This is a genomic window from Streptomyces flavofungini (assembly GCF_041028215.1).
Lineage (GTDB): Bacteria > Actinomycetota > Actinomycetes > Streptomycetales > Streptomycetaceae > Streptomyces > Streptomyces flavofungini_B.
Window position 1 is genome coordinate 1 of sequence record NZ_JASKYR010000169.1, and the last position, 11469, is coordinate 11469.

General features: G+C 70.6%; 15 protein-coding genes and 1 pseudogene. 9 read left to right on the forward strand and 7 right to left on the reverse strand.

The genetic code is table 11. The annotated features are described in order from the left end of the window. On the forward strand, positions 1-887 hold an 887-nt coding region (locus tag AB8Z36_RS14275; RefSeq protein WP_369213650.1), incomplete at its 5' end, for an MFS transporter. Positions 888-970: 83 nt separating this feature from the next. Here the strand turns inward: AB8Z36_RS14275 and AB8Z36_RS14280 are convergent. Next, the gene (locus AB8Z36_RS14280) at positions 971-2353 is read right to left on the reverse strand and encodes a glycine--tRNA ligase (RefSeq protein ID WP_369213651.1); all 1383 of its coding nucleotides are present in this window, start codon (positions 2351-2353) and stop codon (positions 971-973) included. Positions 2354-2542: 189 nt separating this feature from the next. Here AB8Z36_RS14280 and AB8Z36_RS14285 point away from each other — a divergent pair, with 189 nt between their 5' ends. The 4 genes from AB8Z36_RS14285 to AB8Z36_RS14300 all read left to right on the forward strand — a co-directional run bounded on the left by AB8Z36_RS14285 (position 2543) and on the right by AB8Z36_RS14300 (position 5712). After that, on the forward strand, positions 2543-3517 hold the full coding sequence (locus AB8Z36_RS14285) for a metal ABC transporter substrate-binding protein (RefSeq protein WP_369213652.1): 975 nt from the start codon (positions 2543-2545) through the stop codon (positions 3515-3517). A gap of 32 nt (positions 3518-3549) precedes the next feature. Then, a complete protein-coding gene (locus AB8Z36_RS14290; protein WP_369213653.1) occupies positions 3550-4332 on the forward strand; it encodes a metal ABC transporter ATP-binding protein in 783 nt (260 codons plus the stop codon). Between the two features lie 19 nt (positions 4333-4351). Continuing rightward, positions 4352-5239 carry a metal ABC transporter permease gene (locus AB8Z36_RS14295; RefSeq protein ID WP_369213654.1) on the forward strand — a complete coding sequence of 296 codons (888 nt, stop codon included), beginning with the start codon at positions 4352-4354 and terminating at the stop codon, positions 5237-5239. A gap of 71 nt (positions 5240-5310) precedes the next feature. Next, positions 5311-5712, forward strand: coding sequence for a Fur family transcriptional regulator (locus AB8Z36_RS14300; RefSeq protein ID WP_062776712.1), 402 nt, complete (start codon positions 5311-5313; stop codon positions 5710-5712). 63 nt (positions 5713-5775) lie between these two features. On the opposite strand, the gene AB8Z36_RS14305 is transcribed toward AB8Z36_RS14300, so the two are convergent. Then, positions 5776-6597 (reverse strand): isoprenyl transferase, encoded by an 822-nt coding sequence (locus AB8Z36_RS14305; protein WP_369213655.1) that lies wholly within the window; start codon positions 6595-6597, stop codon positions 5776-5778. 67 nt (positions 6598-6664) lie between these two features. After that, positions 6665-7417, reverse strand: coding sequence for a DNA repair protein RecO (recO, locus tag AB8Z36_RS14310; RefSeq protein WP_369213656.1), 753 nt, complete (start codon positions 7415-7417; stop codon positions 6665-6667). 134 nt (positions 7418-7551) lie between these two features. Between recO and AB8Z36_RS14315 the strand changes: the two genes are divergently transcribed. Further along, the gene (locus AB8Z36_RS14315; RefSeq protein WP_369213657.1) at positions 7552-7899 is read left to right on the forward strand and encodes a DUF6247 family protein; all 348 of its coding nucleotides are present in this window, start codon (positions 7552-7554) and stop codon (positions 7897-7899) included. After that, positions 7896-8156, forward strand: a complete 261-nt coding sequence (locus AB8Z36_RS14320) for a hypothetical protein (RefSeq protein ID WP_369213658.1) — start codon at positions 7896-7898, stop codon at positions 8154-8156. The genes AB8Z36_RS14315 and AB8Z36_RS14320 overlap by 4 nt, the downstream gene beginning before the upstream one ends. 3 nt (positions 8157-8159) lie before the next feature. Here AB8Z36_RS14320 and AB8Z36_RS14325 read toward each other — a convergent pair whose 3' ends face one another. Both AB8Z36_RS14325 and AB8Z36_RS14330 read right to left on the reverse strand, forming a co-directional pair. Continuing rightward, positions 8160-8381: a hypothetical protein gene (locus AB8Z36_RS14325; protein ID WP_369213659.1), complete on the reverse strand. Its 222-nt coding sequence runs from the start codon at positions 8379-8381 to the stop codon at positions 8160-8162. Then, complete coding sequence (locus AB8Z36_RS14330; RefSeq protein ID WP_369213660.1) at positions 8378-8620, reverse strand: hypothetical protein; 243 nt, start codon at positions 8618-8620, stop codon at positions 8378-8380. Before AB8Z36_RS14330 ends, AB8Z36_RS14325 begins: the two co-directional genes overlap by 4 nt. Before the next feature lie 115 nt (positions 8621-8735). Between AB8Z36_RS14330 and AB8Z36_RS14335 the strand changes: the two genes are divergently transcribed. Together AB8Z36_RS14335 and AB8Z36_RS14340 are read left to right on the forward strand one after the other, a co-directional pair. Beyond that, complete coding sequence (locus tag AB8Z36_RS14335; protein WP_369213661.1) at positions 8736-9569, forward strand: helix-turn-helix domain-containing protein; 834 nt, start codon at positions 8736-8738, stop codon at positions 9567-9569. Further along, positions 9551-9847 (forward strand): DUF397 domain-containing protein, encoded by a 297-nt coding sequence (locus tag AB8Z36_RS14340; protein WP_369213662.1) that lies wholly within the window; start codon positions 9551-9553, stop codon positions 9845-9847. Before AB8Z36_RS14335 ends, AB8Z36_RS14340 begins: the two co-directional genes overlap by 19 nt. Here the strand turns inward: AB8Z36_RS14340 and AB8Z36_RS14345 are convergent. Together AB8Z36_RS14345 and AB8Z36_RS14350 are read right to left on the reverse strand one after the other, a co-directional pair. Next, positions 9822-11291 carry a membrane-associated oxidoreductase gene (locus tag AB8Z36_RS14345; protein ID WP_369213663.1) on the reverse strand — a complete coding sequence of 490 codons (1470 nt, stop codon included), beginning with the start codon at positions 11289-11291 and terminating at the stop codon, positions 9822-9824. The genes AB8Z36_RS14340 and AB8Z36_RS14345 overlap by 26 nt on opposite strands. After that, positions 11288-11469 (reverse strand): annotated as a pseudogene (locus tag AB8Z36_RS14350) (isocitrate lyase/phosphoenolpyruvate mutase family protein); the annotation flags it as partial. The pseudogene AB8Z36_RS14350 and the gene AB8Z36_RS14345, both read right to left, overlap by 4 nt.

Here is an 11469-nt window from a genome sequence, read left to right on the forward strand (position 1 = left end):
CCCGCGCCCCGCGGCCCCGCCGCCCCGACCCCGTCGGACAGCTCCTGGTCATCGCGCTCCTCGGCACGCTGACGTACGCGATCATCGAGGCGCCGAGCGCGGGCTGGACCTCGCCGCTGATCCTCGCCTTCGCGGGCGGCGCCGTGCTCGCCCTCGCCGGGCTGCTCCTGTACGAGCCGCGCCGCGCCGAGCCCCTCATCGACCTGCGCTTCTTCCGGTCGGCGCCGTTCAGCGGGGCCACCGTGATCGCGGTCTGCGCCTTCGCCTCGCTCGGCGGCTTCCTCTTCCTCTCGACGCTCTACCTCCAGGACGTGCGCGGCCTTGACGCCCTGCACGCCGGTCTGTGGATGCTGCCGATGGCGGCCATGACGCTGGTCTGCGCCCCCCTGTCCGGGCGGCTCGTCGGCAGCCGCGGCCCCCGGCTCTCCCTGCTGATCGCCGGGGTCGCGATGACGGCCTCCGGAGTGCTCTTCGCCGTCTTCGAGGCGGAGAACGCGGGCCCGACGCGCTTCATCGGCTATGTCCTCTTCGGCCTCGGCTTCGGCTTCGTGAACGCCCCGATCACCAACACCGCCGTCGCCGGGATGCCCCGCGCCCAGGCCGGTGTGGCCGCCGCCGTCGCCTCCACCAGCCGCCAGATCGGCCAGACGCTCGGCGTCGCGGTGATCGGCGCGGTCCTGGCCTCGGGCGTCGCCTCGTCCTCGTATGCGGAGGACTTCACGGGGGCCAGCCGCCCCGCCTGGTGGATTCTGGTCGCCTGCGGTGTCGCCGTGCTGGTGATCGGGGCGCTGACCAGCGGACGCTGGGCGCGGGACACGGCCGAGCGGGCAGCGCGGCGCCTCGCGGCCTCGGACGCGGCGCCCGAGGCGGAACGCCTGACCGCCTAGCCCCGGCCCTCGCCCCGGCACGGGAAAGCCCCCGGTTCCTTCGCTCGGGAACCGGGGGCTTCGCGCGTGCGGCGTCGGCGGTGTCAGCAGCCCACGAGGCGGGTGGCGAGGTAGCCCTCGATCTGGTCGAGGGAGACCCGCTCCTGCTTCATGGTGTCGCGCTCGCGCACCGTGACGGCGTTGTCGTCGAGGGTGTCGAAGTCGACGGTGACGCAGTACGGCGTGCCGATCTCGTCCTGGCGGCGGTAGCGGCGGCCGATGGCGCCCGCGTCGTCGAACTCGATGTTCCAGTTCTGCCGCAGGGCGGTCGCGAGGCCCTTGGCCTTCGGCGAGAGCTCCGGGTTGCGGGAGAGCGGCAGGACCGCGACCTTCACCGGGGCGATGCGGTGGTCGAAGCGCATGACCGTGCGCTTCTCCAGCTTGCCCTTGGCGTTCGGCGCCTCGTCCTCGTTGTAGGAGTCGAGCAGGAAGGCGAGCATGGTGCGGCCGACACCGGCCGCGGGCTCGATCACGTACGGCGTGTAGCGCTCGCCCGCCTCCTGGTCGAAGTAGGAGAGGTCCTGGCCGGAGGCCTTGGAGTGCGCCGAGAGGTCGTAGTCGGTGCGGTTGGCGACACCCTCCAGCTCGCCCCACTCGCTGCCGCCGAACTGGAAGCGGTACTCGATGTCAGCGGTGCGCTTGGAGTAGTGGGAGAGCTTCTCCTTCGGGTGCTCGTACCACCGCATGTTCTCCTCGCGCAGGCCGAGACCGGTGTACCAGTTCCAGCGCTGCTCCATCCAGTACTCCTGCCACTTCTCGTCCTCGCCCGGCTTGACGAAGAACTCCATCTCCATCTGCTCGAACTCGCGGGTGCGGAAGATGAAGTTGCCGGGCGTGATCTCGTTGCGGAAGGACTTGCCCATCTGCGCGATGCCGAACGGCGGCTTGCGGCGCGAGGTCTGCTGGACCTGGGCGAAGTTGGTGAAGATGCCCTGCGCGGTCTCGGGGCGCAGGTAGGCGACGGAGCCGCTGTCCTGGGTGGGGCCGAGGTGCGTGGCGAGCATGCCGGAGAACTGCTTGGGCTCGGTGAACTGGCCCTTGGTGCCGCAGTTGGGGCAGTTGATGTCGGCCAGGCCGTTGGCCGGGGGACGGTTGTGCTTGGCCTCGTAGGCCTCTTCCAGGTGGTCGGCGCGGTGGCGCTTGTGACAGGAGAGGCATTCGGTGAGCGGGTCGGAGAAGGTCGCGACATGGCCGGAGGCCTGCCAGACCTCGCTCGCCAGGATCACCGACGAGTCGATGCCGACGACGTCCTCGCGCGAGGTGACCATGTAACGCCACCACTGGCGCTTGAGGTTCTCCTTCAGCTCGACGCCGAGCGGTCCGTAGTCCCAGGCGGCGCGCTGGCCGCCGTAGATCTCACTGCAGGGGAAAACGAAGCCACGGCGCTTGCTCAGGCTGACGATGGTGTCGATCTTGTCGGCGGCCACGGTGCTCTCTTCATGACGACGGCGGGGCGAAGCAGTTACTGCCGGAGGCAGCGGGCTTCGGGAGCGAATGCTTCAGGTTACCGGCGGCCCGACCCCCCTAATCAAATCGGTTCCGGTATGACCCTCTTACCGGAGCCCGCCCGGACCGTTTGTTGACAATCGTTTCCAATTTTGTTGAAAATGAGTGTCATGAACGTACGACGACGCCTCATATCCACCGCCGCCCTCGCCTCCGCCACGGCCCTCGGTCTCACGGCTCTCACCGCCTGCTCGACCTCCGCCGCGGACGACAAGGACGGCAAGCTCGACGTGGTGGCGTCGTTCTACCCCATGCAGTACCTCGCGGAGCAGATCGGCGGGGACCACGTCTCCGTCACCAACCTCACCGAGCCGGGCCAGGAGCCGCACGACCTCGACGTCTCCGCCAAGCAGCGCGGACAGCTCGAAGAGTCCGACGTGGCCCTCCACCTCAAGGGCCTCCAGCCCGCCGTCGACGACGCGATCGACCAGTCCGGCATCAAGACCAAGGTCGACGCCGCCGCCCTGACCAGCATGGAGAAGCACGGCAACGAAGTCGGCGGGCACGAGCACGGCCACGAGGAAGAGGGCCACGAGGGGCACGGCCACGGCCACTCCCACGAGGGCGCCGACCCGCACATCTGGCTCGACCCGGTGAAGTACGCCGAGGTCGCCGAGGGCGTCGGCAAGGCCCTTGAGAAGGCCGACCCGAAGCACGCGAAGACCTACGAGAAGAACACCGCGAAGCTCGTGAAGAGGCTCGGTGGCCTGGACTCGTCCTTCAAGGACGGCCTGAAGGACACCAAGTCCAAGGTCTTCATCACCACCCACGCCGCCTTCGGCTACCTCGCCGAGCGCTACGGCCTCACCGAGGAGGCCATCAGCGGCCTCGACCCCGAGGGCGAGCCCAGCGCCAAGCGCGTCAAGGACCTCCAGAGGATGGCCAAGGAGGACGGTGTCACCACGGTCTTCTACGAGACGCTCGTCAGCGACAAGACGGCGAAGACCCTGGCGAACGACGCGGACCTGAGGACTGATGTACTCGACCCGATCGAGGGCATCACCGACAAGTCCAAGGGCGACGACTACATCCAGGTCATGGAGTCCAACCTGAAGGCCCTGCAGAAGGCCCTGGGCACCAAATGACCCCACTCTCCGCGGCTACGGAGGCACCCGCCATGAGCAAGACTGTCGACCCGGGCGAAGCCGTCATATCCCTGCGCCAGGTGACGGCCGAGCTCGGCTCGCGCCCCGTCCTGCGCGGCATCGACCTCCGGGTGGGCCGCGGCGAGGTCGTCGCGCTGCTCGGCGCCAACGGCTCGGGCAAGTCCACGGCCGTGCGCACCGTCATCGGCCAGGTCCCCGTGAGCGGCGGCGAGATAGAGATCTTCGGTACCCCGCGCCGCCGCTTCCGCGACTGGGCCCGCGTCGGGTACGTCCCGCAGCGCACCACCGCCGCGGGCGGCGTGCCCGCCACGATCAGCGAGGTCGTGGCGTCGGGACGGCTCTCCCGGGCCCGCTTCGGCATCCTCGGCAGGGCGGACCGCGCGGCCGTGGCCCGCGCCATCGAGCTCGTGGGCCTCGCCGACCGCGCCAAGGACTCGGTGAACGCCCTCTCCGGCGGCCAGCACCAGCGGGTGCTCATCGCCCGCGCCCTGGCCTCCGAGCCGGAGCTGCTGATCATGGACGAGCCGATGGCGGGCGTGGACCTGGCCAGCCAGGAGGTCCTCGCCGCCACGCTGCGCGAGCAGGTCGCCAAGGGCACATCGGTCCTGCTCGTCCTGCACGAGCTGGGCCCCCTGGAGCCGCTGATCGACCGGGCGGTCGTCCTGCGCGACGGCTGTGTGCTCCACGACGGCCCGCCCCCGAAGGCCGTCGGCCAGCACGCCCTGCCGGGCCACGACCACGTCCACCCGCACACCGCCGACGCGGAGCCGGTCCGTACCGGCCTCCTGACCTGACCGAGGGCGAACAACAACGATGGAAATCCTCGAATACGCCTTCATGCAGCGGGCGCTCCTCGCCGCCGTCCTGGTCGGCATCACCGCCCCCGCCGTCGGCATCTACCTCGTCCAGCGCCGCCAGGCCCTGATGGGCGACGGCATCGGCCATGTGGCGATGACCGGCGTCGGCCTCGGCTTCCTGCTGTCCACCTCCCCGGTGTGGATGGCCACGGCGGTCGCGATCATCGGCGCCGTGGTGATGGAGCTGATCCGCTGGTACGGCAAGACGCGCGGCGACATCGCGCTCGCGATGCTGTTCTACGGCGGCATGGCGGGCGGCGTGATGTTCATCAACCTCGCCCCCGGCGGCTCGAACGCCAACCTTCAGTCGTACCTCTTCGGCTCGCTCTCGACGGTCTCCGAGGAGGACGTGACGGCGATCTGCCTCCTGGCGGCCTTTGTGGTCCTCGTCACGGTCGGTCTGCGCCGCCAGCTCTTCGCGGTGAGCCAGGACGAGGAGTTCGCGCGCGTGACGGGCCTGCCGGTGCGGGCGCTCAACCTCCTGACGGCCGTCACGGCGGCCGTCACCGTGACCGTCGCCATGCGGGTCGTGGGCCTGCTCCTGGTCTCCGCGCTGATGGTGGTGCCGGTGGCGGCGGCCCAGCAGCTCACCCGGAGCTTCGCGGCGACGTTCGCGGTCTCGGTGGCCATCGGCGTCGCGGTGACGCTCGGCGGCACGGCGACCTCGTACTACCAGGACGTGCCGCCCGGCGCGACGATCGTGCTCCTCACCATCGGGGTCTTCATCGCCCTGACGGTGCTCGCGACGCCCCTTGCCCGGCGCAGGGCCCGCGCCGCGGCGGCCGAGGCCGCGGCCGACCCGGCGGAGTGCACCGTTCCCGCCCAGCCGGTGGCCAAGGCCTGACCCCGGTCGCGGGCGACCTGGCACAATGGCCCGGCAGGCCCAGACCAGAGCGCAGACGCGAGGAGACAACCGTGGGAGCCCCGGTTCGAGGCAGGTCCACCCGCCAGCGCGCGGCAGTGGCCGCGGCACTCGACGACGTCGATGAGTTCCGCAGTGCGCAGGAGCTGCACGACATGCTCAAGCACAAGGGCGACTCGGTCGGTCTGACCACGGTCTACCGCACGCTCCAGTCGCTCGCCGACGCCGGCGAGGTCGACGCCCTGCGCACCAGCGAGGGCGAGACGGTCTACCGCCGCTGCTCGACCGGCGAGCACCACCACCACCTCGTCTGCCGCGTCTGCGGCAAGGCCGTGGAGGTCGAGGGCCCGGCGGTGGAGTCGTGGGCCGAGTCGATCGCCACGGAGCACGGCTTCGTGAACGTGGCGCACACCGTGGAGATCTTCGGCACGTGCGCGGAGTGCGCGCGGAAGTAACGGTTCGTACAGCGAGGGCCCCGGCCGCCGATGCGGCGGCCGGGGCCCTATCCGCGGGTACGGCTAGCTGTTGGCGATCTGCTCCTCGTTCGGGATGGCGCCGCCGAAGCGGCGGTCCCGGGAGGCGTATTCCAGACAGGCTCGCCACAGGTCGCGGCGGTCGAAGTCGGGCCAGAGCACGTCCTGGAAGACCATCTCCGCGTAGCTGGACTGCCAGATCAGGTAGTTCGAGGTGCGCTGCTCGCCGCTGGGGCGCAGGAAGAGGTCGACGTCCGGCATGTCCGGGTAGTACATGTACTTCGCGAACGTCTTCTCGTTGACCTTGGCCGGGTCGAGCTTCCCGGCGGCGACGTCGCGGGCGATGGCCTGCGCGGCGTCGGCGATCTCAGCACGGCCGCCGTAGTTGACGCAGAAGTACAGGGTCATCGCGTCGTTGTCGACGGTCTGCTCCTGGGCGACCTGGAGCTCCTGGACGACCGACTTCCACATCTTGGGCATCCGGCCCACCCAGCGGATGCGGATGCCCAGTTCGTCCATCTCGTCGCGGCGGCGGCGGATGACGTCCCGGTTGAAGTTCATCAGGAAGCGCACCTCGTCGGGCGAGCGCTTCCAGTTCTCGGTGGAGAAGGCGTAGAGGGAGAGGTTCTTGACGCCCATCTCCAGGCAGCCCTTGAGGACGTCGAGCACGACACCCTCGCCGACCTTGTGGCCCTCGGTGCGCGGCAGCCCCCGCTCCTTGGCCCAGCGGCCGTTGCCGTCCATCACACAGGCGACGTGCTTGGGCACGAGCTCGCCGGGGATCTTCGGCGGCCTGGCGCCCGAGGGGTGCGGCTCGGGGACCTTGTACTCGCGGCGGGACCGTCCGAGGATTCCGCGTCGTGCCATGGGGGGCTCTCTCCTACCTAGCTGATCTGTGGACGTGCGTACTGCTCACGTGCTCTGCCCGGCCTGCTCATGTGCTCTTCTCCACATACCGCAGAGAGCGCAGTCCGCGCTCCAGGTGCCAGTGCAGATAGGCCGAAACCAGCCCGCTGCCCTCCCTGGCGTGCCGGGGCTCACAGGCGTCCGCGGTCTCCCAGTCGCCGGTGAGCAGCGCGCCGAGCAGTTCGAGGGTCTGCGCAGAGGGTACGACGCTGCCGGGCACCCGGCAGTCGACGCAGACCGATCCCCCGGCGGCGACGGAGAAGAACCGGTTGGGCCCCGGCAGCCCGCAGCGCGCGCAGTCCGTGAAGCTCGGCGCGTACCCATTGACGGCGAGGGAGCGCAGCAGGAAGGCGTCGAGCACCAGATGGGGCTCGTGCTCGCCCCTGGACAGCACCCGCAGGGCGCCGACGAGCAGCAGATACTGCTGCACCGCCGACTCGCCCTCATGGTCGGTGAACCGCTCGGCGGTCTCCAGCATGGCCGTCCCGGCCGTGTACCGCGCGTAATCGGTGACGATGCCGCTCCCGTACGGCGCGATGGTCTCACTCTGCGTACAGAGCGGCAGGCCCCGCCCGACCAGCTCGCTTCCCCGCGCGAAGAACTGCACGTCGACGTGGGAGAACGGCTCCAGCCGCGCCCCGAACTTCGACTTCGTGCGCCGCACCCCGCGCGCCACGGCGCGTACCCGCCCGTGACCGCGCGTGAGCAGCGTGATGATCCGGTCCGCCTCACCCAGCTTCTGGGTGCGCAGCACGATGCCGTCGTCGCGGAACAGACTCATGGGCCCATTCTCGCGTACGCCACCGACATCCCGGCCCGGGGTTCCCGGCGGAGCGGCTCGCCCCGTATGCCCCCGACCCCCTCCAGCGGAGCGGTAGCGTACGAGAACCTGCCCCACCCGCACCGGAGGACCCTGTGAGCGCACAGCCCGACGGCCCCTACGGGCCGCTGATCCCGATGCCCGAGCTGACGCCCGACGCCCTCCGTGCCGCAGTGACCCGGATCGCGCCCAGCAGGGTCCCCGCGCTCACCCAGCACCTCTTCGAGGCGACCACGAACGCCCAGCAGACGCAGAGCCTCGCCCCGCTGCGCGCCTTCATCCACTCCTGGGCCGTCTTCGTCGCCGTCGAACGGCACCCGCAGCGCGCGGCCCGGCTGCGCGAACTGGAGCAGCTCGTGGACGCGGGCGAGCAGGACCCGACGGAGGCGATCACCGAGATCCGCCGCATCCGCGAGACGGCGGAAGCGGAGGCCGGTCTGTGACCGACTGGTCCTGGGACTGCAACCCCAGCGCCGAGTACGTCACCGAGGGCCTTCCGACCGGCGTGGTGGCCGAGGTCGAGCGCCTCACCACCGAACTCGCCGCGCTCGGCGAGGGCAGTGTCCGTATCGGCAGGCCGACCGACCGCGAGGGCGGCCTTCGCGAGTTCGACATCCTCGGCGGCCGGGGCTTCATCAGCTTCCTGCCCGTGCCACGCCACGAGTGCGTCTACGTCTGCAACATCACCGGGTACGGCTGAGTCTCAGGGCACCTCGCCCCGGCTCCGGGCGTTCGCGTACGCCGTCGCCGCGCTCAGGCGCTCCGCCGCCGTCGCCGTCCGTACCGCCTCCGGCGCGCAGTCCCACTCCCGGCCCCCGCCGTAGGGGCGCAGCTGTACGTACGGCCCCTCGTGGCCCATCACCCTGCCGATCCGCCCGTTACGGGTGTCGACCACGTACGAGCCGACGGGAAGGTCCAGATTCATGGGGTCGCCTCCTTGGCACCGCCCGCGCGCAGGGCCGCGGCCAGGCGGGCCGCGGCGTCGACGGAACAACCGCCGAATTCGATCCGCGGACACGGCGCTTCCCTCGCCAGCGTCGCCGCGTCGATCCGCAGGGACGGCAGCGTAATTCCCGCCCCGGCGAGCGCGGTGCGCAATTCCCTCAATGTTTCCTCCGCCTGTTCGACGCAGACCACTGCGTGACGCTTGGAATCCGACTTCACGTGACTCCCCTTCGCTTCCGTATTTCACTCTTCGCACCCCTACCGTGACGCACTGCACCTACACTCGGCAGGATTCTGCCCTCTACAACTGAGGGGCAGTGAAAGGCGGTTGGCCATGGCCAATGGTTCACGGCAAGCAGCGTGGGAGTTCTTCGGCGCGGAGCTGAAACGACGCCGGGAGGAATCGGGGCTTACGCAGACAGCGCTGGGGATGCAGGTGTTCGTCTCCGGTGGCTACATCGGCCAATTCGAACAGGCGATTCGTAAGCCGCAGTTGGATGTGGCCCAGCGGATCGATGAGGTCCTGCAAACCGGAGGCTTTTTCGAGAGGCTCTGCCGCCAGTTGATCGACGACAGGCGGTACGCGGATTACTTCGCGGCGGTCGTCGAACTGGAGACGCTCGCCACGCGCATCTGCGAGTTCGCGCCGACGCTGGTTCCCGGTCTGTTGCAGACCGCCGCGTACGCCCGCGCGGTGACCCTCGCGGCGAACCCGTTCGTGACGGACGAGTACGTGGAGGAAAAGGTGGGCGCCCGCCTGGAGCGAGCGGCGATCCTCGGGGACGCCACGCGCCCCGAGTACTGGGTCATCCTGCACGAGAACGTGCTGTACATCCCCGTGGGCGGCTCGACCGTTATGGCCGGGCAGTTGGACCACCTCGCCGAGATGATGCGGCAGCGGCAGTTGCTGGTGGCGGTGATCCCGTACAGCGGAGGGGCGCACGCCTCCATGGGCGGGCAACTGAAGCTCATGGACTTCGAGGAGTCACCGCCGACGCTTTATACAGAAACGGAGTATTCGGGAACCCTCATCGATGAACCAGCCGTGGTGAGGCACGCGCAGCGAACGTACGCTCTGCTGAGGGCCGCCGCGTTGTCGCCGGAGGCGTCCCTCGCCCTGATCGAGTCGGCGGCTGAGGACTACAGACGATGCATCAGTACGACCTGAGCAACGCCTCCTGGCGGGCCAGCAGTTACAGCAACGGCCAGGGCGGTGACTGTGTCGAGATAGCCCATGACTTCCCCGGCGCCGCACGCTGGCGCAAGAGCAGCTACAGCAACGGCGAGGGCGGAAACTGCGTCGAGGTCGCCGACGGAGTCCCCGGCGTCGTCCCCGTACGCGACAGCAAGGACCCTCAGGGCCCCGCCCTGATCTTCGGCGGCACCGCCTGGCAGGCGTTCGTGACCGGGGTCCAAGAGGCTACTGGCGGCTCAGCGAGCGCGTGATGCCCGCCGCCACCGTCGTCGCCAGGGTCCAGCCCAGGACGATCAGGGCGTAGGCCACCCACTGGTAGACGCCGCGCGAGGCGTACGCCTGCTCCTGCCCGAAGGAGACGATGGGCAGCAGCAGGTCCAGGGTGTAGAAGAGGGCGTTGAACTCCGGCGCCTCCCCCGGCTTCAGCGGCGACGGCTCCCGCAGCGCGTACGTCACCGTCCCGACGAGCAGCAGCGAAAGCAGCCAGACCGCCGCGCGCGTCGGCCGGAAGCCGTAGCCGACGGTCACGTCCTGGAGGTGGCCCCAGGCCCTGGCGTACCAGGGCAGCGACGCGCGCTGACGGCGCTGCCTGGTGAGCTGGACGGTGCGGGCCGCCGCGTCGTCGCCCATGCGCCGGTACGCGGCCGTGAGCTGCTCGTACGCGAAGGGCACGTAGCCCTCGGTGTCCCGCTCCAGGAGTTCGAGCCGCCGCTCGACGGGCTCGGCGGGGCCGATCCTGGCGTACGTCAGGCCGTCGAGACGGACGGCGTCGGGCCAGGTGTCCGGGGCCACGTACAGGAAGTCGAGCTGGGCGCCGCGCAGCGTGACCGCGCCCTCGACGCGAGGCGCGTCGCGCAGCCAGAGCGCCCCGGCGACGAGCGAGCTGGCACGCAGCGCCACCCCGCCGGGGTTGCTGAGGCGCGCCCCCTCGAAGTCGATCGTGCCGGGTATCCGGGCGCCGAGCAGATCGACCCGTCCGCGTGCGGCGAGGCGTGCGGCGCGCAGGTCGGAGCCGACGCCCAGGTTCGCCGCCCGCAGGGCGGTGCCACCCGGGTTGCTCAGAACCGCGTCGTCGAGAGTGATCCGTCCCGCGATGGCCGCCCCTTCGAGGCGGACCTCACCGTGGGCGGTGAACCCCCTGTCGGCCCGGAGGTCGTCCGCGATGCTGACGTGGTTCATCGCCAGCACGGGTTCGGCCGGTGCCACGCCCCGCTCCCCCAGGTGTGCCCCGTAGAGAGTCACTCCTCCGGTGATCCGCGCCCCGCCGAGCCGAACGGGCCCCAGGACCCGGGAGTCCGGCATGCGGAGTGAGCCGTCCGCCCGCAGGGCGATGGCATGCAGGCCCGGCAGGAGGGAGCGGCTGAGGGTGAGCTGCCGGACCTGTGCCCCGTACAGCTCGGGTGTGGCGTCGAAGAGGCAGGCCTTCAGGTGGATCGGCGCCGCGATCTCCGCGTGCTGGAGGTCGAGCGTCCCGCTGACGCGTGCGCCGGTCACCCGGAGGACCGGGGTGTGCCCCTCGACGGCGGACCCGCCCAGCAGCAGCGCCCGCAGCACCTCCGCCCGCACGGTCCGGTCGGGGCCCCACTCCGCGTCGGCCCGGGGCAGCTCCCCGCGACTCTCCCCGAAGTCCACGGCCCGCCCATACGGAAACGCCTCCCAGACCCGCCGCTCGGCCTCGCTCAGCTCGCCGGTCACCCGTCGACCAGCCCCTGCGTCTCCGCGTACGACGGGATGTCACCGGTGACCGGGCGGCCCCCGGCCACCGCCACCGCCGCCGCGACGGCCGCGCCCAGCGCCGCGCGGAACAGCAGCGAGCCGCAGCTCACGCGGGCCACGCCCGCCGCCGCGAGGGCGTCGAGGGAGGGGCCGTCCG

Coding starts and splice junctions, on each gene's coding strand:
- AB8Z36_RS14285 (WP_369213652.1), top strand. CDS start 2,543: ATGAACGTACGACGACGCCTCATATCCACCGCCGCCCTCGCCTCCGCC.
- AB8Z36_RS14290 (WP_369213653.1), top strand. CDS start 3,550: ATGAGCAAGACTGTCGACCCGGGCGAAGCCGTCATATCCCTGCGCCAG.
- AB8Z36_RS14295 (WP_369213654.1), top strand. CDS start 4,352: ATGGAAATCCTCGAATACGCCTTCATGCAGCGGGCGCTCCTCGCCGCC.
- AB8Z36_RS14305 (WP_369213655.1), bottom strand. CDS start 6,597: ATGGCACGACGCGGAATCCTCGGACGGTCCCGCCGCGAGTACAAGGTC.
- recO (WP_369213656.1), bottom strand. CDS start 7,417: ATGAGTCTGTTCCGCGACGACGGCATCGTGCTGCGCACCCAGAAGCTG.
- AB8Z36_RS14325 (WP_369213659.1), bottom strand. CDS start 8,381: ATGAATCTGGACCTTCCCGTCGGCTCGTACGTGGTCGACACCCGTAAC.
- AB8Z36_RS14335 (WP_369213661.1), top strand. CDS start 8,736: ATGGCCAATGGTTCACGGCAAGCAGCGTGGGAGTTCTTCGGCGCGGAG.
- AB8Z36_RS14340 (WP_369213662.1), top strand. CDS start 9,551: ATGCATCAGTACGACCTGAGCAACGCCTCCTGGCGGGCCAGCAGTTAC.